Origin of the sequence: Streptomyces buecherae (assembly GCF_014295035.1) — a bacterium.
Taxonomy (GTDB): domain Bacteria; phylum Actinomycetota; class Actinomycetes; order Streptomycetales; family Streptomycetaceae; genus Streptomyces; species Streptomyces youssoufiensis.
The window spans coordinates 6,699,750-6,721,264 of record NZ_CP060404.1 but is presented as its reverse complement, the minus strand read 5'-3'; the positions used below and the strand labels follow the sequence as shown (position 1 = coordinate 6,721,264).

Below are 21,515 nucleotides of genomic sequence, written 5' to 3'. Positions count from 1 at the left end.
CCCGCACCACGCCCCGCAGCACGCCGGCCGCTCACCGCCGGCCGCGCCCCCGTCCTCACGGGGCACGCCAGCTACTCCGAGCGCGGGCGCACCAGGCCGGTCTCGTACGCGATGACCACGAGCCCGGCCCGGTCGCGGGCGCCGAGCTTGGCCATCGTCCGGTTGACGTGCGTCTTCACGGTGAGCGGGCTGACCTGGAGCCGCTCGGCGATCTGGTCGTTCGACAGCCCGCCCGCGACCTGCACCAGCACCTCGCGCTCGCGCACCGTCAGCGCTTCGAGCCGGGCCGCCTCATAGCCGCCGTCGGCCGCGCTGTCGCCCGAACCGGCGCCCTGCGCGAGGAACTTGGCGATCAGCCCCTTGGTGGCGACCGGGGACAGCAGGGCCTCGCCCGCCGCCGCGACCCGGATGGCGGCCAGCAGTTCCTCGGGCTCGGCACCCTTGCCCAGGAAGCCGCTGGCGCCCGCGCGCAGCGACTCCACCACGTACTCGTCCACCTCGAACGTGGTCAGCATGACCACCCGCACGTCCGCGAGGGCGGGATCGGCGCTGATCAGCCGGGTGGCGGCGAGCCCGTCGGTGCCGGGCATCCGGATGTCCATCAGCACCACGTCGGCGCCGGTCTCGCGGGTGAGCCGCACGGCCTCGGCGCCGTCCGACGCCTCCCCGACGACCTCCATGTCGGGCTCGGAGTCCACCAGGATGCGGAACGCGCTGCGCAACAGCGCCTGGTCGTCCGCGAGCACCACCTTGATCGTCATACGCTCTCGTCCCCTCCCGTGCGGCCCCGTACGGGAAGTGTCGCGCGCACCCGGAAGCCACCCTCGAGCCGGGGGCCCGCCTCGCAGTCGCCGCGCAGCGCGGCGACCCGCTCGCGCATCCCGATCAGGCCGTGCCCGCCGCCGTCGGCCGCCTCCCGCCAGGCGCCGTCGAGGTCCCGGGCGGCGGGCGGCGCGCCCCGGTCGCCACCCCGTGTCGCGGGCTGGCCCTTGCCGGCCGCCGGGCCCGCCTTGCCCTGGAGCGCGCCGACGCGGGCGGCCGGCTGCGCCGCAGGCTCGCCGGTGCCGCCGCCGTCGTCCACGACGGTGATCTCCAGTTCGTCCCGCTGCCGCACGATGCGCACCGAGGCCGTGGCGCTGGGCCCCGCGTGCTTGTGCACGTTGGTCAGCGCCTCCTGGATGACGCGGTACGCGGTGAGGTCGACGGCCGTCGGCAGGGCGCCGGAGACCTCGGCGACGCCGGCCGCGTCGGTCACCCGCGTACCCGGCTCGCCCTCGCTCGCCGCCTCCACGGTGACCCGCAGCCCGGTGCGGACGAAGCCGTCGATGAGCTGGTCGAGGACGCTGAGCCCGGGCGCCGGCTCGGTGGGGGCCTTCGGGTCGCCGTACTGGCGCAACAGGCCGACGGTGGCGCGCAGTTCGCCCAGGGCCGAGCGGCTGGCCTCGCGCACGTGCGCCAGGGCCTGCTTGGCCTGGTCCGGGCGGCTGTCCATGACGTGCGAGGCCACCCCGGCCTGCACGTTGACCAGCGCGATGTGGTGCGCGACCACGTCGTGCAGCTCGCGGGCGATGCGCAGCCGCTCCTCGGCCACCCGGCGTCTGGCCTCCTCCTCGCGGGTGCGCTCGGCGCGCACCGCGCGCTCCTCGATCGCCGCGATGAAGGCCCGCCGGCTGCGCACCGCGTCGCCGACGGCCGCGGCCATGCCGGTCCAGGCGAAGATGCCGAGGTTCTCCTGCGCGTACCAGGGCTGGACCCCGAAGATCATCACGGTGCCGGTGAGCAGCGCGACGGTGGCCGCCCCGATCCGCCAGGTGGTGTGCCGGTCGGTGGAGGCCGCGACGGTGTAGAGCGCGATGACCACGCTGATGGCCAGTTGGGAGGGGGGTACGACGCCGTCCCGCGAGCCGGCGATGCCCAGCACGCTCAGCACCGTGGTGACGGCGAGCACCGTCCGCGGGCGCCGGCGGCGCAGCACGAGCGCGGCGCTGCACAGCCCGGCCAGGCCGACGAGCAGCGGGCCGACGTCGGGCCTGTTCTCGGACGGCCCGGTCACCGAGCTGACCAGGATGCAGACGAAGACGCCGGCGGCGATCACCGCGTCCACGGCGAGCGGGCGCGCACGGAGCCAGCAGTCGCGGATCGGCCCCGGTCTCGGGGTGCTCGGTCCGGTGGCGGGAGGAGTCACGGCATCCAACGGTACGGGCTGGCGCGAGGGCCGGTGGTCACCGTGGAGCACGCGCCGCCCCCGGCGCCGGGAGGGCGTCCTCCGGGCGCCGGGGGCGGCGGGCGCACTCGGTCCGGGCCGGGCGCGTGGGGTGGCTGGAGCGGTCGGGCGGTGCTCAGTTCGGGATGAGTCCGTCGTCGCTGAGCATCTGTTCGACCTCTTCGAGGGTGGCGTCGGGCCCGGGGAGGATCAACTCCGACGGCTGGAGCGCGTCGTCGGGCAGAGGTTTGCCCAGGCGTCGCACGGCGTCGAGGAGCGCGGCCAGCGTGCGTCGGAAGCCGTCGTGGTCGCCGCCCTGTATCTCGGCGAGCAACTCGTCGTCCAGGCGGTTGAGTTCGGCGAAGTGGACGTCGTCCAGCTCCACCTGGCCCTCCCCCATGATCCGTACGATCACGATGGCCTCCTCAGCTCACGGTCTCCCCGGCGCGGCCGAGCGGCCGGCGCCGGTGTCCTCGCCACGTCGCGCACGACGTCGCGTCCGTCGAGGCTACTTCTCGAAGCGCGGCTTCTGCCGGTCCACGGGCTGGACCTGGCCGCCGGGCGCGGCCTGCCCGCCCTCGATGGCGGGCGCCCCGCTGCCGCCGGCCAGCTCGGCCTTCATGCGCTGGAGTTCGATCTCCACGTCCGTGCCGCCGGAGATGCGGTCCAGCTCGGCCGCGATGTCGTCCTTGGCGGCGAGCCCCGACTGGTCGTCGAGCGCGCCCGAGGCCAGCAGTTCGTCGATGGCCCCGGCCCGCGCCTGGAGCTGCGCGGTCTTGTCCTCGGCGCGCTGGATCGCCATGCCGACGTCGCCCATCTCCTCGGAGATGCCGGAGAACGCCTCGCCGATGCGGGTCTGGGCCTGGGCGGCGGTGTACGTGGCCTTGATGGTCTCCTTCTTGGTGCGGAAGGCGTCCACCTTGGCCTGGAGTCGCTGGGCCGCCAGAGTGAGCTTCTCCTCCTCGCCCTGGAGCGTCTGGTGCTGCGTCTCCAGGTCGGTGACCTGCTGCTGGAGGGCGGCCCTGCGGGAGAGCGCCTCGCGGGCCAGGTCCTCGCGCCCGAGCGCGAGCGCCTTGCGGCCCTGCTCCTCCAGCTTGGACGACTGGCCCTGCAACTGGTTCAGCTGCAGTTCGAGCCGCTTCCGGGAGGTCGCCACGTCCGCGACCCCGCGCCGCACCTTCTGCAGCAGCTCGAGCTGCTTCTGGTACGAGTAGTCAAGAGTCTCTCGTGGGTCCTCGGCCCGGTCCAGGGCCTTGTTGGCCTTCGCGCGGAAGATCATTCCCATACGCTTCATGACACCGCTCATGGGCCTCGCGCGCCCCCTTCTGACGGACTTCGGCTCCAGCACCCTCTACAGACCCAGCGTACGGGCCCCACATCTATTACCGCACTGTTCGGGCGCCTTCGGACTCCTCCTGAAGGACGATCGGGCGCGACCGGCCTCCGGCGCGAGGAGTAGGTGGCGCCCGGGGAAACACCGCTACACGCGGGTGCCTCACTCATGAGACGTACCGCCGTTGCCGGATCGTTCCCCCCGAGGCTGTGGTCCACCCCCCGCCACCCCGTACCCTTGGGTTTTGTGTTCCGAAGCCGTTCGAAGGATGAGCAGTCCGCGCCCTCACGGGTGAGCGCGGACGATCCGCAGCAGCCCCGTGACCCGCAGGCGCCCAAGGGCCGCCCCACGCCCAAGCGCAGCCAGGCACAGTCGCAGCGCCGCAGCCTGGCCAACACGCCGACGTCCCGCAAGGACGCGGCCAGGCGGCAGCGGGAGGCCCGGCGGGCCGACCTGGCCAAGCAGCGGGAGGCTCTCGCCAACGGCGACGAGCGGTACCTGCCGGTGCGCGACCGGGGCCCGATCCGGCGGTTCGCCCGGGACTACGTGGACTCCCGGTTCGTCATCGCGGAGTTCTTCCTGCCGCTCGCGGTGATCATCCTGATCCTGAGCCTGGTGCAGGCCGGCGCCATGCAGCAGTACGTGCTGCTGCTGTGGATGGTCGTGATCTTCCTGATCGTGATCAACTCGGTGGTCATCGGCATCTCGCTCAAGCGCCAGTTGCGCCAGCGCTTCCCCGACGAGAACCTGCGCGGCGCCGTGGCCTACGCCCTGATGCGCAGCCTCCAGATGCGCCGGCTGCGGCTGCCCAAGCCGCAGGTCAAGCGCGGAGAGCGGCCCTGACCGGGAGCGCTGCCTTCGCCCGCGGCGCGCAGAACTGGCTCAGCGGCCTCGGCGGGCTGCGCGACACCGTCCGCCAGGAGCTGGTCGCCCGACAGCTCGACGAGCAGATCGCCGGGCGCTACCCCGCCGGGCAGCAGCTCCGCGTGCTCGACGTCGGCCTCGGGCAGGGCACCCAGGCGCTGCGGCTGGCGCGCGCCGGGCACGAGGTGACCGGCCTGGAGTCGGACCCGGCGATGCTCGCGGCGCTGCGCGCCGCCCTGGAGGGTGAGCCGCGGTTCGTGCGCGAGCGGGTGCGGCTGATCCAGGGCGACGGCCGGGACACCGGCGCGCACTTCCTGCCGGGCGCCTTCGACGTCGTGCTCTGTCACGGCGTGCTCATGTACGTGCCCGACCCGGACCCGATGCTCGCCGGCCTCGCCCGCGTGCTGGCCGCCGGTGGGCTGCTCTCGCTCGTCGTGCGGAACGCGGACGCGCTCGCCCTGCGGCCCGGGCTCGCCGGCGACTGGGCGGGCGCGCTGGCCGCCTTCGACTCCCCCGCGTACACCAACCGGCTCGGCCTGCCGGTGCGCGCCGACCGGCGCGCGGACCTGACGGCCACGCTGGCGGGCATCGGCGCTCCGGTGCACGCCTGGTACGGCGTGCGGCTGTTCACCGACGCCGCCGCCGACGGCACGGCGCCGCCGGTCGCCGACGAGCTGGCCCGGCTGCTCGACGCGGAGGACCGCGCCGGCCGCACCGACCCGTACCGGTCCCTGGCGGCGCTGCTGCACCTGTGTGGGGTGCGCGGCTAGCTCCCCTGTCCGGGAAGGGCGGCCCTCCGGTGCCGCGCGGGGCGAGATCGGCCGGGTGTTCGGGTCAGGTAAGGGTGTCCGTACCGCGTCCTGTCCTTCGCCAGATGGTCCCGGAGCCCAGGAGAGAACGTGCCCGCCGAGCAGGACGCCGCGCCGCCGTCGACGCCCATGGCCCAGCCGCCCGGGGGCGGATCGGACCCGGCGGCGGGGTCGGCGCCGCCGACCAAGCTGCCCGCCCGTCAGACGTGGGCCATCCTGCGCGAGCACATCCGGCCGCACCGCTGGACGATCGTGCTCGCCGCGGTGTTCGCGTTGATCGGCGCGGCGACCGGGCTCGCGCAGCCGCTGGCCGCCAAGGAGTTGGTCAACCGGCTCGGGGACGACGAGTCGATCGCCGGGATGCTGGTCGTACTGACCCTGCTGGTGGTGCTCGGTACGGCCATCGAGGCGTTCGGCGCCTACCTGCTGGAGCGCACGGCCGAGTCCGTGGTGCTGGCCGCCCGGCGCCGGCTGGTGGGACGGTTGTTGCGGCTGCGGGTGCCCGAGGTCGAGCGCACCCAGCCCGGTGACCTGATGTCGCGGGTGACCTCCGATACCACGCTGTTGCGCTCGGTGGCCACGGAATCGCTGGTCGGGGCCGTCACCGGGGCGCTCACGCTGATCGCGACCGTGGTGTTGATGGGGCTCATGGAGCCGGTGCTGCTCATGGTCACGCTGGGCGTGATGGTGCTGATCGGCGGCGCGGTGGGGCTCGTCATGCCGCGGATCGCCCTCGCCAGCAAGGCGGCCCAGGAGGCGGTCGGGGCGATCTCCACGGTGTTGGAGCGCTCCTTCGGGGCCCTGCGCACCATCAAGGCGTCCGGCGCCGAGGACCGGGAGAACGCCGCGGTGGACGCGGCGGCGCACGACGCCTGGCGACACGGCGTACGGGCCGCCAAGTGGCGGGCGCTCGCCTGGTCGTCGGTGGGGTTCGCGGTGCAGGTCTCCTTCCTCGCGGTGCTCGGCGTGGGCGGCGCGCGGGTGGCGTCGGGCGCGACCGACGTGGGCACGCTCATCGCCTTCCTGCTCTTCCTCTTCTATCTGATCGACCCGGTCAGCCGCCTGGTCGAGGCCGTCTCCCAGTACCAGGTCGGGGCCGCCGCCGTGGCCCGGATCAGCGAGGCGGAGCAACTGGCGACCGAGCCGGTGGGGTCGGCCCGGCCACGGGTCGGGGCGCCGGCCAGGCAGGGCGCTGGCGGAGCCGAGGAAGCCGAGGGGACTGGCGGGAACGGGCCGGCCCGCCCCGCGACCGTCGTCTTCGACGACGTCAGCTTCCGCTACCGCGACGACCTGCCCCACGTCCACCACGGCGTCAGCTTCACCATCCCCAGCGGCGGGCTGACCGCGTTCGTCGGCCCGTCCGGCGCCGGCAAGACCACGGTCTTCGGGCTGATCGAGCGCTTCTACGAGGCCACCGGCGGCCGGGTGCTGGTGGACGGGCGGTCCGTCCTGGACTGGCCGCTGGACGAGCTACGGGCCGCCATCGGGTACGTCGAACAGGACGCGCCGGTGCTCGCCGGGACGCTCCGCGACAACCTGCTCTTCGCCCATCCGACCGCCAGCGAACAGGAGCTGCGCGAGACCCTCGTGCGCACCAAGCTGGACGCGCTGGTGGAGCGGCTGCCGGACGGGTTGGAGACGCTGGTGGGCCACCGGGGCAGCAAGCTCTCGGGCGGCGAGCGGCAGCGGGTGGCGATCGCCCGGGCGCTGCTGCGCCGCCCCCGGCTGCTGCTCCTGGACGAGGCGACGTCCCAGCTCGACGCGGTCAACGAGATGGCCCTGCGGGACACGGTGGCGCTCGCGGCCCGCGAGACGACGATCCTGGTCGTCGCGCACCGGCTGTCGACGGTCACGCTCGCCGACCGCATCGTGGTGATGGACGGCGGCCGGGTGCGCGCGGTGGGCACCCACGCGGAGCTGGTGGCCGCCGACCCGCTGTACGGGGAACTGGCGGCGGCCCAGCTCCTGGCCACGGGCCCGTAGCGGGCGGCGCGGTCAGACCCACGACGGGCGGCGGCCCGGCGACGGCGGTCGGCGAGGGCCCCGGGGCGGGGCCGTGAGGGTGACCCGAGCGGCGGCGTCCACGGGCCAACGGCCGGCCGGCACGGGAGACTTCCGGCATGAGCCTTCCTCGTGCGTACGGTCTCCCGCGGCGGCTGCGCCGGGCGGCGCCCGCCGTCGGGTGCGTGCTGGCCCTGCTGGCCGGGTGCAGCTCCGACTCCGGCTCCACCCCGGGCCCTGAGACCGCGTCGGCCACCGGCGCGGAGTCCGGGCCGGCCACCAGGGCGTCCGGCGCGAGCGAACTGGGCGGCGGGGGCGACGGGCCGCAGGTGCAGCGCGCGTACGAGGAGACGGTGCGGGCCGTGCTGCCGTCGGTCGTCCAGATCACCACCGACGGCGGCCTCGGCTCGGGCGTCGTCTACGACCGGCGGGGCCACATCGTCACCAACGCGCACGTGGTGGGCGACGCGCGCGCGTTCGAGGTCACCCTGGCCACCGGCAACGCGACGCTGCCGGCCCGCCTGGTCGCCAGCTTCCCGCCGCAGGACCTGGCCGTCATCAGGCTGGAGGACCCGCCGAAGGACCTCAAGCCCGCGGAGTTCGGCGACTCGGGGAAGGTGCGCATCGGGCAGCTCGTGCTGGCCATGGGGAGCCCGCTCGGCCTGTCGGGCAGCGTCACCCAGGGGATCGTCTCGGCCCTGGACCGCACCGTGGGCGAGGGCCGGCGCGGCGGCGGCACCGGGGCCACCATCGGCAACCTGGTGCAGACGTCCGCCGCGATCAACCCGGGCAACAGCGGTGGCGCCCTGGTCAACCTCGACCACCAGGTCATCGGCGTCCCGACGCTGGCCGCCGCCGACCCCGAGCAGGGCGCTCAGGCCGCCGGCATCGGCTTCGCCATCCCCGCCTCCACCGTCACCCACATCGCCGACCAGATGATCGAGCACGGCCGGGTGACGCAGTCGGGCAAGGCCGCGCTCGGCATCAGCGGGCGCACCGTGCTCGGTCCGGGGTACGAGCCGGCCGGGATCGCGGTCGTCGCGGTCACCCGGGGCGGCGCCGCGGCCAGGGCCGGGCTGCGGGCCGGCGACCGGATCGTCCGCGTCGACGACACGTCGACGGCGACCATGTCGGCCCTGACCGACGTGCTGGCCCGGCACCAGCCGGGCGACCGGGTCGAGGTGACGTACGACCGGCGCGGGCGGGAACGGACCGTGTCCGTCAGGCTGGGCGAGCTGTAGCGGGGCCGGGGCGTCGCCGGTCGGTGGAACGGGGCCTGACGTGCCGTGGCGCCCGCCCCGGTACTCGGCGGGCGCCACGGCACGGCGGGGTGCTCAGCCGGTCGACTCGGCCTGGTCCGCGTGCAGGCTCATCGGCCCGTAGATCTTGGTGTCGTCCTCATACAGGTGCACCTGGTCCACGCCGCCGCCGGCCAGTTCCTTCCACACCTCGCCGAGCCACGACTCCGCGTCGCCCTGGGTCGGGAAGTCCTCCGGCTCCACCGGGGGAGCCGTCTGCGTCCCATCGGCCTTCTCGAACCGCCACGTCCACGCCATGTCCGCTCCGTCTCTGCCGCCGTCTCGCCGTACCGCCCGGGCCGCGCCGCCCGCCCGTTGGCGACGCGCCGCGCCCCGCGCGCCCGGCACGTCACGCCGCCGCGCGGGGCGGTCGCGCCGTGCCGGTACGGCCTGGTGACCGCAGCGTAGCCCGGCCGAACACCCCATCGGAGGTGGCCCCGCGCGCTGGCCGACCGTGGACGCGAGACGATCAGGGCGTGGAACTGACTCTCCTCGGCACCGGAGCCCCGGGTGGGCTGCCCCGGCCCGACTGCCCCTGCGCCGCCTGCGCCACCGCCGTGGGCGCCGCCGCGCGGGCCGCGACGGCGCTGCTCATCGACGACGCGCTGCTGCTCGACCTCACCCCGGGCCCGGCCCTGGCCGCGGCGCGGGCCGGGCGCACGCTGGCCGGCGTGCGGCAGGTGCTGCTCTCGCACCCGCACAACGGGCCGGCGGTCGAGGTGCCGCCCGGGCTGCCGGCGCCCGGCCGGGCCGCGGACGGGCGGGAGCTGGCGCTGCTCAGCGGGCACCGGGTGCGGGCCATCGCCCTGGACGCCCCCGGCACCGGGTACGAGGTGACCGGACCCGACGGCGAGCGGCTGCTGTACCTGCCGCCCGACGCCGCGCCCGCGGGCCTGGCCGACCCGGTGCCCGCGCGTCCCGGCAGGCCGTACGACATGGTGCTGCTCGACGTGTTGGGCCGGCCCGACGCGCTGGCCAGGCTGCGGGCCGCGGGGCTGGTGGCGCCCACCACGGACGTGCTGGCCGTGCACATCGACCACACCGTGCCGTCGGGCCCCGAGCTGCACCGCCGGCTCGCCGCCGCGGGCGCGCGCACCGTCGCGGACGGGCGGACGCTGGTCGTCGGCGAGTACCACGCGGTGCCCGACCTGCCGCGGCGCACGCTGGTGCTCGGCGGCGCGCGGTCCGGGAAGTCGCTGGAGGCCGAGCGGCGGCTGGAGACGTTCCCCGAGGTGCTGTACGTGGCGACCGGTGGGCGCCGCGCGGGCGACCCGGAGTGGGCGGCGCGGGTGGCCGCGCACCGTGAGCGGCGGCCGGGGAGCTGGCGGACGGCCGAGACGTGCGACCTGGAACCGCTGCTGGCGGACGAGGGCCCGCCGCTGCTGGTGGACTGCCTGTCGCTGTGGCTGACGGACGCGATGGACACGGTCGGGGCGTGGGAGGACGAGCGCTGGGCCGACGGCGGCGAGCACGCCCTGCGCGAGCGGGTGGCGGCGCTGGTCGCCGCGGTCCGGGCCACCCGGCGCCCGCTGGTGGCGGTCAGCAACGAGGTCGGCTCGGGCATCGTGCCCGCGACGGCCTCCGGCCGCCGCTTCCGGGACGAGCTGGGGCGGCTGAACGCGGCCGTCGCCGCCGAGTGCGAGCACGTCCTGCTGGTGGTCGCGGGCCAGCCGCTGACGCTGCGCTGAGCGGGCCCGCCGGTGGCCACGGGTCCGCCGGGCACGCGGCCGGGCCCCCCGTTCCACGGGGCGGGGCTGGGGGCCCTACGGGAGGGGCGGGAACGGTAGGGTGCGGCGGATGAGCGGTCTACACCTCGATGACTTCGTCGACCTGATCGAGCGCCCCGACGGCGGCGTACGCCGTGACGCCGAGGAGCGCCGCGCCCGGTTCGCCACGCCACCCGGTGCACTGGGGCGGCTGGACGAGCTGGGCGAGTGGCTGGCCGCCGCGCAGGCGAGCGTGCCCGTCAAGCCCATCGAACGGGCGCGGGTGCTGCTGTTCGCCGGCGACCACGGCGTCGCCGAGCTGGACGTCTCAGGGCGCCCGGCGGGCACCACCAAGGACCTCGTACGAGCCGCGCTGGACGGCACCAGCGCGGTGGCGATCCTGGCCCGCCGCTACGGCGTCGGACTGCGCGTGCTGGACCTCGCGGTGGACTGCGACCCGGCCGAGCTGCCCGAGGAGGTCACCCGGCACCGGGTGCGGCGGGGCTCCGGCCGGATCGACATCGAGGACGCGCTCAGCGCGGAGGAGGTCGAGCAGGCGTTCCGGGCCGGAATGGCGATCGCCGACGAGGAGGCCGACTCCGGCACCGACCTGGTGGTGCTCGGCGATCTGAGCGTGGGCGGCACCACCGCCGCCAGCACCCTGGTCGCGGCGCTGTGCGGCACCGACGCCTCCGTGGTGACCGGGCGCGGCGGGTTCGGGATCGACGACCTGGCGTGGATGCGCAAGTGCGCGGCGATCCGGGACGCGCTGCGCCGGGCCCGGCCGGTCCTCGGTGACCAGTTGGAGCTGCTGCGCACCTCGGGCGGCGCGGACCTGGCCGCCATCACCGGGTTCCTGTTGCAGAGCGCCGTGCGGCACACCCCGGTGATCCTGGACGGGGTGGTCTCGGCCGCGTGCGCGCTGGTGGCGCAGCGGGTGGCGTTCCGGGCGCCGGACTGGTGGCTGGCCGGCCACGCGAGCGGCGAGCCCGCGCAGGCCAAGGCGCTGGACCGGACCGCGCTCAACCCTCTGCTCGACCACGGCGTCAGTGTGGGTGAGGGAACCGGGGCGCTGCTCGCCCTGCCGATGGTGCAGGCGGCTGCCGCCCTGGCGGCGGAGCTTCCGCTGCGGGACTGACGTACGGGCCCGCTGGCCCGGCACCCCGCGGCGCGCGCTCGCGCCGCGGGGACGTGCCGGGTCCCGGTGCGATCCAATCGGGCAAAACGGCCCAAAATTCGGATAAAACGCTTCTCCCTCATATGCTCTACTTTCATGGGAGAAGTCCGCTTGAGTCCGGATGAAGGCAAGCAGCGCGGCCCTTGGGCTCAGCGGAGTGCGGCGTTCGCGGTCTGGTATCTGCGCGCCGTCACGTTCGTCAACCTGCTGAGCGCCGTGTGGGTGTCCTTCGGCAACGACGTGCGCCGCCACAACGTCGACGAGTACTTCACGCCCTACCTGCTGACGGCGGGCTTCTTCTCGGCCGCGCTCTCCCTCTTCCTCGCCGTCACCATGCGCCGCCGCAAGCGCGCCGCCTGGATCCTCAACCTGGTGCTCAGCGGCCTGCTGCTGGCGGTCTTCGCGCTGGCCATGCCCTTCCAGGAGTTCCGCCAGCACGCGCAGAACTGGGTCTCGCTGCTGCTGACCGCGCTGTTCGTGGCGGCGCTCCTGGTGGGCCGGCGCGAGTTCTACGCCAAGGGCGACCGCTCCAACCCCAAGCTCGCCGCCGTCGTCGCGGTGGGCGGGCTCCTGGTCGGCTCGCTGCTCGCCGCCGGCCTGGTCACCGTCGCCAACACCGCCACCGACGACGAACGCTCCAGTTTCCTCACCCGCTGGCGGTACGGCGTCATGCGACTGATCTCGCTCGCCGCCGACGAGGACCGGTTCGCCGGCATCGCCACCCCCGGCTGGGCGGACGTGATCATCAACATGATGAGCACGCTGCTGCTGCTCCTGGTGCTGTACGTCGCCTTCCGCTCCCGGCGCGCCGTCGACCCGATCACGCCGGGCGACGAGGAGAAGCTGCGCGCCCTGCTGGCCCGGCACGGCGAGCGGGACTCGCTCGGCTACTTCGCGCTGCGCCACGACAAGAGCGTCATCTGGTCCCCGTCCGGCAAGTCCGCCGTCACCTACCGCGTCGTCGGCGGCGTCTCCCTGGCCTCCGGCGACCCGATCGGCGACCCCGAGGCGTGGCCCGGCGCGATCGACCGCTGGCTGGCCGAGGCCCGCGAGCACGGCTGGGCCCCCGCCGTCATGGGCGCCAGCGAGGAGGGCGGCACGGTCTACGCGCGGCACGCCCTGGACGCGCTGGAGCTGGGCGACGAAGCGCTGGTGGACACCGCCGAGTTCACCCTCGAAGGGCGCGCGATGCGCACCGTGCGGCAGGCGTACAACCGCGTGAAGCGGGCCGGGTACACCGTGCGCGTCCGGCGGCACGAGGAGATTCCGGACGCGGAGATGGCCGAGCTGGTCCGCCTCGCCGACGACTGGCGTGACGGCGCGACCGAGCGCGGGTTCTCCATGGCGCTCGGCCGCCTCGGCGACCCGAACGACGGCCGCTGCGTGATGCTGGAGTGCTTCGACGCCGACGGCACGCCCAGGGCCCTGCTCAGCTTCGCGCCCTGGGGGCCGCACGGCCTCTCGCTCGACCTGATGCGCCGGGACCGCGACTCCGACAACGGGCTGATGGAGTTCATGGTCCTGGAGCTGATCCAGCGCGCCGAGGAGGTGGGAGTCCGCCAGATCTCGCTGAACTTCGCGATGTTCCGGTCGGTCTTCGAGCGGGGCGCCAGGCTGGGCGCCGGCCCCGTGCTGCGGCTGTGGCGCTCGCTGCTCAGCTTCTGCTCGCGCTGGTGGCAGATCGAGTCGCTGTACCGGGCCAACGCGAAGTACCGACCCATCTGGGAGCCGCGCTACCTGCTCTTCGAGAAGAGCACCGACCTGTTGCGGATCGGCCTCGCCAGCGCCCGCGCCGAGGGCTTCCTGGAGGCCCCGGGGCTGCCCAAGTGGCTCAACCGCAAACACCTGGAGACCCACAGATGACGCCCCCGACGCCGCTCGGCCTCGTGCCCGCGCCGGTGCGCCGGCTGGTGCGCGCCGAGTGGGGCTCGCTGGCCGGGGCCGTACGCGACGGCCTGGTCCGTCGCCGGTTCGCCGCGCTGACGGTGACGATCACGGCCGTGTTCCTGATCGTGGCCTGCCAGTACGTGCAGAACCAGCCCTGGGGCCGCGAGCCCATCGCGCTCCTCGGCTACGTCCAGGCCGACCAGCCCTGGTGGGGCGCGCTGCTGCGCACCCCGCTGTCGCTGTTCGTGCCCGCCCCCGACCTGCCGGTGTGGGGCGGGCTCCTCCAGATCTTCGTCGTCTTCGCGATCTGCGAGTGCGCGCTGGGCTGGCGCCGCACGCTGGTCATCGCGTACGTGGCCACGCTGGCGGGCACGACGTACGCGCGGATCGGCATCGCGCTCGGCCCCGGCGGCCCGCTCGGGCTGCCGCCGGAGACCGCTCAGGTGCACGACACCGGCCCCTCGGCGGCCGTGGTCGGGCTCTCGGTGTACGTGTGCTGGCGCCACCGCGCCTGGCTGACCGGCGCGTTGACGATCGCCTCGATGGTGGTCGAGGTGCACGCCAAGCCGAACCTGGCCGGCCGGGAGCACCTGGTGGCGATCGGGGCCATCCTCGTGGTGTGCGCGGTGGGCACCTGGGCCGAGCGGCGGCGCGCCGCGCGCCCGGGCCGGGCCGGACCACGCGAGTGGCTCGTCCGGGCGGCCGACGGGCTACGGGGCCCGCACGGCTACCCGGGCCCGCCGCTGCTGCGGGTGCTGCGCACGGCGCGCCTGCTGCGCCCGCACGCCCAGCGCCCCGGGCGCGCGGCGGCGCCCGCCCCGCGCGACGGCGGGGCTCACGAGTGCGAGAAGCCGCCCAGCCAGTCCTGGACCCTGCGGCGCAGCCGGCTCCACCGGGCGTCGTGAGCCAGGGCCCGGCGCCGCGCCCTGGCCATGGCGCGCGGCCGGTTCCGGTAGCAGCGCCGGGCCCAGGGTGAGCCGGGGCGGGCCAGGCGCACGGCGCCGAACGGGGCCACCAGCGGCACCAGCACGCCGAGCACCGCCATCCGTGGCTTGCCCTTGGCGAGGGCGACCAGCGAGAACAGGAAGTTGACCGCCACGTTGGCCGCGACCAGCCGCCGGTCGTGCCGCTCGGCCGCCGTCAGGTCGTTGACCCCGAACGGCAGGAAGCCGCCGAGCAGCAACGCCACCAGGGCGGCCGTCAACACCACGACCTCCACGCTCTTGCGGCCCTGCTCCGACCAGTACACGTCGTCCAGGTGCAGCACGAGCGCGAACTCGTCCAGGACGAGCCCCGCCCCGAGACCGAAGATCACCGCGCACACCGCGGCCCCCGCCCCCTGCCGCCCGCTGGCCACCGCGCCGAAGCCGCCGACGACGGTGAGCACCACGCCCGGCACCACGTGGTGCACGTGCAGCCCGCCGGCCGTCACGTTGCGGAAGGGCCCCCTGCCCGCCCGGATCAGCCGCGTGACCAGCCGCGCCGCGACGAAGGCCAGCACGAACGAGGCGAGCGCGAGCAGCAGCGGCAGCTTGCCCGGCTCCACGATGTCGCGTTGCCACCAGTGCCCCATGGCTCCTCACCCTGCGCGATAACCTGCGGCGCGATGGACACCACGCCGCCCCCGTCCCCCGCACGCCCGCCCGGCCCCGACCGCGCCGACGCCCCCGACGCCCCGACCGGGGCCGACGCCCCCGCCGAGGCCGACGCCTCCGCCGAGGCCACCGACCCCGATCGTCCGGGCCGCGCCGCCGCGCTCGCGCACGGCCTGCGGTTCGCCTTCGGCACGCTCACGGCGGTGCCGGTACGGGTCACCCGCTGGGACCGGCACGCCGCGCGCGCGGGCATGCTGTGCGCGCCGCTGGTCGGCCTCGCGGTGGGGCTGTGCGCGGCCGTTCCGGGCGGTCTGTTGCTGCTGGCCGGCGCCGGTCCGCTGCTGGCGGCCGTCGCCACCGTCGCGGTGCCGGCCGTCCTCACCCGCGCCCTGCACCTGGACGGCCTCGCCGACACCGCCGACGGCCTCGGCAGCGCCAAGCCGCCGGCGGGGGCCCTAGACATCATGAAGCGCTCCGACATCGGCCCGTTCGGCGTGCTCGCGCTGCTCTTCGTCACCCTCGCCCAGGTCGCGGCCGTGCGCGAGCTGTACGCGGACCACTGGGCCACCGGCGCGCTCGCGGTGGCCGTCGCCGGGCTGGCCGCGCGCTGCGCCCTCACCCTGGCCAGCCGCGCCGGGGTGCCGGCCGCGCGCCCGACGGGGCTCGGCGCGGCGGTGGCCGGCGTCGTCCCGGCGCGCGCCGCGCTGGCCGTCGCGGTGGTGGCGGCCGGGTGCTGCGCGGGCGCGGGCGCGCTGACGGGGCCGTACGGGGCGCTGCGGTGCGGCCTGGCCGTGCTCGCCGCGCTGGCCGTCGCCGAGGCGCTGCTGCGGCACTGCCGGCGCCGCTTCGGCGGGGTGACCGGCGACGTGTTCGGGGCCCTGGCGGAGACGGCGGCGACGACGGCGCTGGTGGTACTCACGCTCGGCTGAGCACCACACACACCGCGCTCACGCTCGGCTGAGCACCGCGCACGCTGTCCTCACGCTCGGCTGAGCACCACGCACGTTACGGATTCGGCCAGCCCGCCGCACCGGACGGCTTGCCGAAAGTGCTGGTCGGAGGGGCGGTCGGGGTCAACGGCCGGGCGGCGGGCGGCAGATGGGACCCCGCGCGCGCCGGGCCGACGGCCGCGCGCCGCCGCTGCCCTGGTCCATCGGCCAGGTCGGCCGATGCTCGCACAACACGCCCCGTACAGCGCGAGTTAGGCTCGCGCTGGCCGCCACGACCACCGCACCGGGCCGCGCCCGCCCCCAGGCCGGCGCATACGATGCCCACGGCGCGGCCGGCCCACCAGGCGGCCTTACCTCAACGGAAGAGAGACCCCACCACCGTGACTGCTCTGACTCTCAGCACGTCGAGTGCGACCACACTGCGTACGGACGCCGTCGTCGTCGGTGTGGCGAAGGGCGCCAAGGGCCCCGTCGTCGCGCTGGGCGCCGAGGCCATCGACAAGGCGTTCGACGGCAAGCTGGCCGCCGTACTGGAAACCCTCGGCGCCAGCGGCGGCGAGGGCGAGGTGACCAAGCTGCCGTCCGCGTCCGGGATCAAGGCCCCGGTCGTGCTCGCGGTCGGCCTCGGCGACGCCCCGGCCAAGGGCGAGGACTTCGACGCCGAGACGCTGCGCCGGGCCGCGGGCTCCGCCGCCCGCGCGCTGACCGGCACCAAGAAGGCCGCGTTCGCGCTGCCGCTGGCGGACGTCGAGTCCGCCGCCGCGGTCGCCGAGGGCGCGCTGCTCGGCGCGTACGCGTTCACCGCCTACCGGGGCGGCGACGGCAAGGCCGCCAAGGGCGACGCCGGCAAGAACGCCCCGCTGGCCGAGGTCACCCTGCTCGGCGGCAAGCCGCGGGACAAGGCGTACAAGGCCGCGATCGAGCGGGCCGAGGCGCTGGCCGGCGAGGTCAACCGCGCCCGCGACCTGGTCAACATCCCCTCCAACGACCTGACCCCGAAGTCCTTCGCCGCGCAGGCGCAGGCCGCGGCCAAGGAGTTCGGGCTCAGCATCGAGGTGCTGGACGAGAAGGCGCTGGCCAAGGGCGGCTACGGCGGCCTGATCGGCGTCGGCCAGGGCTCGGAGAACCCGCCCCGGCTGGTCAAGATCGCGTACCGGCACTCCAAGGCGAGCAAGACGCTGGCGCTGGTCGGCAAGGGCATCACGTACGACTCGGGCGGCATCTCGCTCAAGCCGGCCGGCCACAACGAGACGATGAAGTGCGACATGAGCGGCGCCGCCGCCGTCTTCGCCGCCGTCGTGGCCGCCGCCAGGCTGGGCCTGAAGGTCAACGTCACCGGCTGGCTGGCGCTCGCCGAGAACATGCCGTCGGGCTCGGCGACCCGCCCCGGCGACGTGCTGCGGATGTACAGCGGCAAGACGGTCGAGGTGCTCAACACGGACGCCGAGGGCCGCCTGGTGCTCGCGGACGCGCTCACCCGGGCCTCGGAGGAGAAGCCGGACGCGATCGTGGACGTGGCGACGCTGACCGGCGCCATGGTGCTCGCGCTCGGCAACCGCACCTTCGGCATCATGGCCAACGACGACGCCTTCCGCGCCGCGCTGCACGAGATCTCGCGGGAGGTGGGCGAGCAGTCCTGGCCCATGCCGATGCCGATCGAGCTGCGCAAGGGCATGGACTCCCCCATCGCCGACATCGCCAACATGGGCGAGCGCGCCGGCGGCGGCCTGGTGGCCGGCCTGTTCCTGCAGGAGTTCGTGGGCGAGGGCATCACGTGGGCGCACCTGGACATCGCGGGTCCGGCCTTCCACGAGGGCGCGCCGTACGGCTACACGCACAAGGGCGGCACGGGTTCGGCGGTGCGCACCCTGGTGCGGCTCGCCGAGCGCACCGCGGCGGGCGACCTGGGCTGAGCGCCCGGCGCCGCGTGATCCGGGGGCTCGGTCGCCCGCCTCGGGCGTCCACCACCTGAGCAGTCGAGCAGCCGACCCCCGGATGAACGCGGCCCACTCCGGAGCGTGACCAACGGCCCCGCGCGTGCGCGCGCGGGGCCGTGGCGCGTTCGCTCACAGCGATCTACTCGCCGGTACGAACGGCGCCGAGCGCCGCGCCCGCCCGGGATTCGGGCCGTACGTGGTGCTTTCCACCACCTCACGGACCGGCCCGGCGTCCCGCCGTCCGCGAACAAGTGCGAAGATGTTGTCTCGGCAGGACAGGGCCCCGGCTCGGACACGAGCCAGACCGCAGGGCCGATTACACAGCGGCCGAACAACAGCCGCCGCCCGGTCACGGGCTCTGCTTCCGTAGGCTCTGTTGGAGACAACCGAGAAACGAAGCGCAGCGGAGTGACCGGCTCCGGCGTACCCATGCATGGAGGACGTGACGTGGCGAACGACGCCAGCACTGTTTTCGACCTAGTGATCCTCGGGGGCGGCAGCGGTGGTTACGCCGCTGCCCTGCGCGGAGCTCAGCTTGGCCTGGACGTCGCCCTGATCGAGAAGAACAAGGTCGGCGGCACCTGCCTGCACAACGGCTGCATCCCCACCAAGGCGCTGCTGCACGCCGGCGAGATCGCCGACCAGGCGCGGGAGAGCGCCGAGTTCGGCGTGAAGGCCAGCTTCGAGGGCATCGACATCGCGGCCGTGCACAAGTACAAGGACGGCGTGATCTCCGGCCTGTACAAGGGCCTGCAGGGCCTGATCGCCAGCCGCAAGGTCACCTACGTGGAGGGCGAGGGCCGACTGTCCTCGCCGACCTCCGTCGACGTGAACGGCCAGCGCTACGAGGGCCGGCACATCCTGCTGGCGACCGGCTCCGTGCCGAAGTCGCTGCCGGGCCTGGAGATCGACGGCAACCGCGTCATCTCCTCGGACCACGCGCTGACCCTGGACCGCGTGCCGGAGTCCGCGATCGTGCTCGGCGGCGGCGTCATCGGCGTCGAGTTCGCCTCCGCCTGGAAGTCCTTCGGCACCGACGTGACCATCGTCGAGGCGCTGCCGAACCTGGTTCCGGTCGAGGACGTGAACAGCTCCAAGCTCCTGGAGCGCGCCTTCCGCAAGCGCGGCATCAAGTTCTCCGTCGGCTCGCGCTTCTCCGGCGTCGAGTACACCGCCAACGGCGTCAAGGTCTCGCTGGAGAACGGCAAGACCTTCGAGGCCGAGCTGCTGCTCGTCGCCGTCGGTCGCGGCCCGGTCTCGCAGGGTCTGGGCTACGAGGAGGCCGGGGTCGCCATGGACCGCGGCTACGTCCTGGTCGACGAGTACATGCGCACCAACGTGCCGACCGTCTCGGCCGTGGGCGACCTGGTCCCCACCCTGCAGCTCGCGCACGTCGGCTTCGCCGAGGGCATCCTGGTCGCGGAGCGGCTCGCCGGTCTGCAGACCGTGCCGATCGACTACGACGGCGTGCCGCGCGTCACGTACTGCCACCCCGAGGTCGCCTCCGTCGGCATCACCGAGGAGAAGGCCAAGGAGCTGTACGGCGCCGACAAGGTCGTGGCCCTGAAGTACAACCTGGGCGGCAACGGCAAGAGCCGCATCCTGAAGACCACGGGTGAGATCAAGCTCGTCCAGGTGCGCGACGGCGCCGTGGTCGGCGTCCACATGGTCGGTGACCGCATGGGTGAGCAGGTTGGCGAGGCCCAGCTCATCTACAACTGGGAGGCGCTGCCCGCCGAGGTGGCCCAGCTCATCCACGCGCACCCCACGCAGAACGAGGCCCTCGGCGAGGCCCACCTGGCCCTGGCCGGCAAGCCGCTGCACTCGCACGACTAGTAGTCCCGGGCGCGACCACATCCGCAAGATCGTTAGGAGCAACCGAAACCATGGCGGTTTCCGTAACCCTGCCGGCGCTCGGCGAGAGCGTCACCGAGGGCACCGTCACCCGCTGGCTCAAGGCCGAGGGTGAGCGCGTCGAGGCCGACGAGCCCCTGCTCGAGGTCTCGACCGACAAGGTCGACACCGAAATCCCGGCCCCCGCGGCCGGTGTCCTGAGCTCCATCAAGGTGGCCGAGGACGAGACCGTCGAGGTCGGCGCCGAACTGGCCGTCATCGACGACGGCTCCGGCGCCCCCGCCGAGGAGCCCGCCGCCGAGGAGACCCCGGCCCCCGCCGAGGAGCCGGCCCTCGGCCGCCCAGCCCGAGCCGGCCCAGGCCGAGGCCCCGCAGGCGCAGGCGCCGCAGGCCGAGTCGGGCGCGGCCGAGGGCACCGCGGTCACGCTGCCGGCGCTCGGCGAGTCCGTGACCGAGGGCACCGTCACGCGCTGGCTCAAGTCCGTGGGCGACTCCGTCGAGGAGGACGAGCCGCTGCTCGAGGTCTCCACCGACAAGGTCGACACCGAGATCCCGGCGCCGGCCTCCGGCACCCTGCTGGAGATCGTCATCGGCGAGGACGAGACCGCCGAGGTCGGTGCCAAGCTGGCCGTCATCGGTGCCGCGGGCGCTGCCCCGGCCGCCGCTCCGGCGGCGCCCGCCGAGGCTCCGGCCCCGGCCGCCGCCCCGGCCCAGCCCGCCCCGGCTCAGCAGGCGGCTCCGGCCCAGCCCGCCCCGGCTCCGCAGGCGCCGTCGGCTCCGGCCCCGCAGGCCGCCACGCCGGCCCCGGTCGCCCCGGACCCGGCTCCGGCCGCTCCGGCGCCCGCGCCGGCCCCGGCCGCCGCCCCCGCCGCCTCGGCCCCGGCCGCTTCGGCCGGTGGCGACGCCGAGGGCGCGTACGTCACGCCGCTGGTGCGCAAGCTCGCCGCGGAGAGCGGCGTCAACCTGTCCACGGTCAAGGGCACCGGCGTCGGTGGCCGCATCCGCAAGCAGGACGTCGTGGACGCCGCTGCCGCCGCCAAGGCCGCCCAGCAGGCCGCCCCGGCCGCGGCTCCGGCCGCCGCCGCGCCGAAGGCTCCGGCCCTCGAGGTCTCCCCGCTGCGCGGGCAGACCGTCAAGATGCCGCGCATCCGCAAGCTCATCGGCGACAACATGATGAAGGCGCTGCACGAGCAGGCGCAGCTCTCCAGCGTGGTCGAGGTGGACGTCACCAAGATCATGAAGCTGCGGGCCCGGGCCAAGGACGCGTTCGCGCAGCGCGAGGGCGTCAAGCTCTCGCCGATGCCGTTCTTCGTCAAGGCCGCGGTCCAGGCGCTGAAGGCGTACCCGACCGTCAACGCCCGGATCAACGAGGCCGACGGCACGATCACCTACTTCGACACCGAGAACGTCGGTATCGCGGTGGACGCCGAGAAGGGCCTGATGACCCCGGTCATCAAGGGCGCCGGTGACCTGAACCTGGCCGGCATCGCCCGTAAGACGGCGGAGCTGGCGGGCAACGTCCGGGCCAACAAGATCAGCCCGGACGACCTGGCGGGCGCGACGTTCACGATCAGCAACACCGGTTCGCGCGGTGCGCTGTTCGACACGATCATCGTGCCGCCGAACCAGGTGGCGATCCTGGGCATCGGTGCGACCGTCAAGCGCCCCGTGGTCATCGACCACCCGGAGCTGGGCGAGACCATCGCCGTCCGCAACATGGCCTACCTGACGCTCTCCTACGACCACCGCCTGGTGGACGGCGCCGACGCCGCCCGCTACCTGGGGGCCGTGAAGGCGATCCTGGAGGCCGGCGAGTTCGAGGTCGAGCTCGGCCTGTGAACGACGCCGCGCTGACGCGGTAGCCCGGCGGCCCCGGTTCACCTCGGTGAACCGGGGCCGCT

Annotated in this window: 17 protein-coding genes and 1 pseudogene; 12 read left to right on the top strand and 6 right to left on the bottom strand. The window is 74.7% G+C overall.

Going from position 1 to position 21,515, the window contains the following annotated elements:
• Positions 1 to 71: 71 nt before the first annotated feature.
• From H7H31_RS26705 to H7H31_RS26690, 4 genes are all read right to left on the bottom strand, one after another.
• Positions 72 to 761, bottom strand: a complete 690-nt coding sequence (locus tag H7H31_RS26705; protein ID WP_187063316.1) for a response regulator — start codon at positions 759 to 761, stop codon at positions 72 to 74.
• The gene (locus tag H7H31_RS26700) at positions 758 to 2,185 is read right to left on the bottom strand and encodes a sensor histidine kinase (RefSeq protein ID WP_232110100.1); all 1,428 of its coding nucleotides are present in this window, start codon (positions 2,183 to 2,185) and stop codon (positions 758 to 760) included. The genes H7H31_RS26705 and H7H31_RS26700 overlap by 4 nt, the downstream gene beginning before the upstream one ends.
• A gap of 154 nt (positions 2,186 to 2,339) precedes the next feature.
• Positions 2,340 to 2,618, bottom strand: a complete 279-nt coding sequence (gene pspAA / locus H7H31_RS26695) for a PspA-associated protein PspAA (RefSeq protein ID WP_176161213.1) — start codon at positions 2,616 to 2,618, stop codon at positions 2,340 to 2,342.
• Between the two features lie 93 nt (positions 2,619 to 2,711).
• Complete coding sequence (locus H7H31_RS26690; RefSeq protein ID WP_187063314.1) at positions 2,712 to 3,509, bottom strand: PspA/IM30 family protein; 798 nt, start codon at positions 3,507 to 3,509, stop codon at positions 2,712 to 2,714.
• A gap of 273 nt (positions 3,510 to 3,782) precedes the next feature.
• On the opposite strand from H7H31_RS26690, the gene H7H31_RS26685 reads away from it, so the two are divergent.
• The 4 genes from H7H31_RS26685 (at position 3,783) to H7H31_RS26670 (ending at position 8,451) form a co-directional block, all read left to right on the top strand.
• Positions 3,783 to 4,379, top strand: coding sequence for a DUF3043 domain-containing protein (locus H7H31_RS26685; protein ID WP_232110099.1), 597 nt, complete (start codon positions 3,783 to 3,785; stop codon positions 4,377 to 4,379).
• Between the two features lie 80 nt (positions 4,380 to 4,459).
• On the top strand, positions 4,460 to 5,170 hold the full coding sequence (locus tag H7H31_RS26680; protein ID WP_187063323.1) for a class I SAM-dependent methyltransferase: 711 nt from the start codon (positions 4,460 to 4,462) through the stop codon (positions 5,168 to 5,170).
• A 168-nt stretch (positions 5,171 to 5,338) separates the two neighbouring features.
• Positions 5,339 to 7,192 (top strand): ABC transporter ATP-binding protein, encoded by a 1,854-nt coding sequence (locus H7H31_RS26675; protein ID WP_187063322.1) that lies wholly within the window; start codon positions 5,339 to 5,341, stop codon positions 7,190 to 7,192.
• Between the two features lie 137 nt (positions 7,193 to 7,329).
• Positions 7,330 to 8,451 carry a S1C family serine protease gene (locus tag H7H31_RS26670; protein WP_187063312.1) on the top strand — a complete coding sequence of 374 codons (1,122 nt, stop codon included), beginning with the start codon at positions 7,330 to 7,332 and terminating at the stop codon, positions 8,449 to 8,451.
• Between the two features lie 93 nt (positions 8,452 to 8,544).
• On the opposite strand, the gene H7H31_RS26665 is transcribed toward H7H31_RS26670, so the two are convergent.
• A complete protein-coding gene (locus H7H31_RS26665; protein WP_187063311.1) occupies positions 8,545 to 8,766 on the bottom strand; it encodes a hypothetical protein in 222 nt (73 codons plus the stop codon).
• Positions 8,767 to 8,984: 218 nt separating this feature from the next.
• Here H7H31_RS26665 and H7H31_RS26660 point away from each other — a divergent pair, with 218 nt between their 5' ends.
• From H7H31_RS26660 to H7H31_RS26645, 4 genes are all read left to right on the top strand, one after another.
• A complete protein-coding gene (locus H7H31_RS26660; RefSeq protein WP_187063310.1) occupies positions 8,985 to 10,196 on the top strand; it encodes a bifunctional adenosylcobinamide kinase/adenosylcobinamide-phosphate guanylyltransferase in 1,212 nt (403 codons plus the stop codon).
• Between the two features lie 109 nt (positions 10,197 to 10,305).
• Positions 10,306 to 11,352 carry a nicotinate-nucleotide--dimethylbenzimidazole phosphoribosyltransferase gene (cobT, locus tag H7H31_RS26655; RefSeq protein ID WP_187063309.1) on the top strand — a complete coding sequence of 349 codons (1,047 nt, stop codon included), beginning with the start codon at positions 10,306 to 10,308 and terminating at the stop codon, positions 11,350 to 11,352.
• A 135-nt stretch (positions 11,353 to 11,487) separates the two neighbouring features.
• Positions 11,488 to 13,254: a phosphatidylglycerol lysyltransferase domain-containing protein gene (locus H7H31_RS26650; protein WP_187063308.1), complete on the top strand. Its 1,767-nt coding sequence runs from the start codon at positions 11,488 to 11,490 to the stop codon at positions 13,252 to 13,254.
• Entirely contained in the window at positions 13,251 to 14,183 is a 933-nt protein-coding gene (locus H7H31_RS26645; protein WP_187063307.1) for a hypothetical protein, read from the top strand. The genes H7H31_RS26650 and H7H31_RS26645 overlap by 4 nt, the downstream gene beginning before the upstream one ends.
• Here H7H31_RS26645 and H7H31_RS26640 read toward each other — a convergent pair.
• On the bottom strand, positions 14,114 to 14,851 hold the full coding sequence (locus H7H31_RS26640) for a hypothetical protein (RefSeq protein WP_187063306.1): 738 nt from the start codon (positions 14,849 to 14,851) through the stop codon (positions 14,114 to 14,116). The two genes, H7H31_RS26645 and H7H31_RS26640, sit on opposite strands and share 70 nt — an antisense overlap.
• Before the next feature lie 33 nt (positions 14,852 to 14,884).
• Here H7H31_RS26640 and H7H31_RS26635 point away from each other — a divergent pair, with 33 nt between their 5' ends.
• The 4 genes and pseudogenes from H7H31_RS26635 (at position 14,885) to sucB (ending at position 21,453) form a co-directional block, all read left to right on the top strand.
• Positions 14,885 to 15,802, top strand: a complete 918-nt coding sequence (locus H7H31_RS26635; RefSeq protein ID WP_187118107.1) for an adenosylcobinamide-GDP ribazoletransferase — start codon at positions 14,885 to 14,887, stop codon at positions 15,800 to 15,802.
• 401 nt (positions 15,803 to 16,203) lie between these two features.
• Positions 16,204 to 17,736 carry a leucyl aminopeptidase gene (locus tag H7H31_RS26630; protein ID WP_187060389.1) on the top strand — a complete coding sequence of 511 codons (1,533 nt, stop codon included), beginning with the start codon at positions 16,204 to 16,206 and terminating at the stop codon, positions 17,734 to 17,736.
• Between the two features lie 471 nt (positions 17,737 to 18,207).
• The gene (lpdA, locus tag H7H31_RS26625) at positions 18,208 to 19,596 is read left to right on the top strand and encodes a dihydrolipoyl dehydrogenase (protein WP_176161226.1); all 1,389 of its coding nucleotides are present in this window, start codon (positions 18,208 to 18,210) and stop codon (positions 19,594 to 19,596) included.
• A gap of 50 nt (positions 19,597 to 19,646) precedes the next feature.
• Positions 19,647 to 21,453, top strand: a pseudogene (sucB, locus tag H7H31_RS26620) (2-oxoglutarate dehydrogenase, E2 component, dihydrolipoamide succinyltransferase).
• Positions 21,454 to 21,515: the final 62 nt, after the last annotated feature.

What these genes read in the sequence shown, in the direction of transcription:
- H7H31_RS26705 (WP_187063316.1), bottom strand. Translation starts at nt 761, where the DNA reads ATGACGATCAAGGTGGTGCTCGCGGACGACCAGGCGCTGTTGCGCAGC.
- H7H31_RS26690 (WP_187063314.1), bottom strand. Translation starts at nt 3,509, where the DNA reads ATGAGCGGTGTCATGAAGCGTATGGGAATGATCTTCCGCGCGAAGGCC.
- H7H31_RS26675 (WP_187063322.1), top strand. Translation starts at nt 5,339, where the DNA reads ATGGCCCAGCCGCCCGGGGGCGGATCGGACCCGGCGGCGGGGTCGGCG.
- H7H31_RS26670 (WP_187063312.1), top strand. Translation starts at nt 7,330, where the DNA reads ATGAGCCTTCCTCGTGCGTACGGTCTCCCGCGGCGGCTGCGCCGGGCG.
- H7H31_RS26665 (WP_187063311.1), bottom strand. Translation starts at nt 8,766, where the DNA reads ATGGCGTGGACGTGGCGGTTCGAGAAGGCCGATGGGACGCAGACGGCT.
- cobT (WP_187063309.1), top strand. Translation starts at nt 10,306, where the DNA reads ATGAGCGGTCTACACCTCGATGACTTCGTCGACCTGATCGAGCGCCCC.
- H7H31_RS26650 (WP_187063308.1), top strand. Translation starts at nt 11,488, where the DNA reads ATGGGAGAAGTCCGCTTGAGTCCGGATGAAGGCAAGCAGCGCGGCCCT.
- H7H31_RS26645 (WP_187063307.1), top strand. Translation starts at nt 13,251, where the DNA reads ATGACGCCCCCGACGCCGCTCGGCCTCGTGCCCGCGCCGGTGCGCCGG.
- H7H31_RS26640 (WP_187063306.1), bottom strand. Translation starts at nt 14,851, where the DNA reads ATGGGGCACTGGTGGCAACGCGACATCGTGGAGCCGGGCAAGCTGCCG.
- H7H31_RS26635 (WP_187118107.1), top strand. Translation starts at nt 14,885, where the DNA reads ATGGACACCACGCCGCCCCCGTCCCCCGCACGCCCGCCCGGCCCCGAC.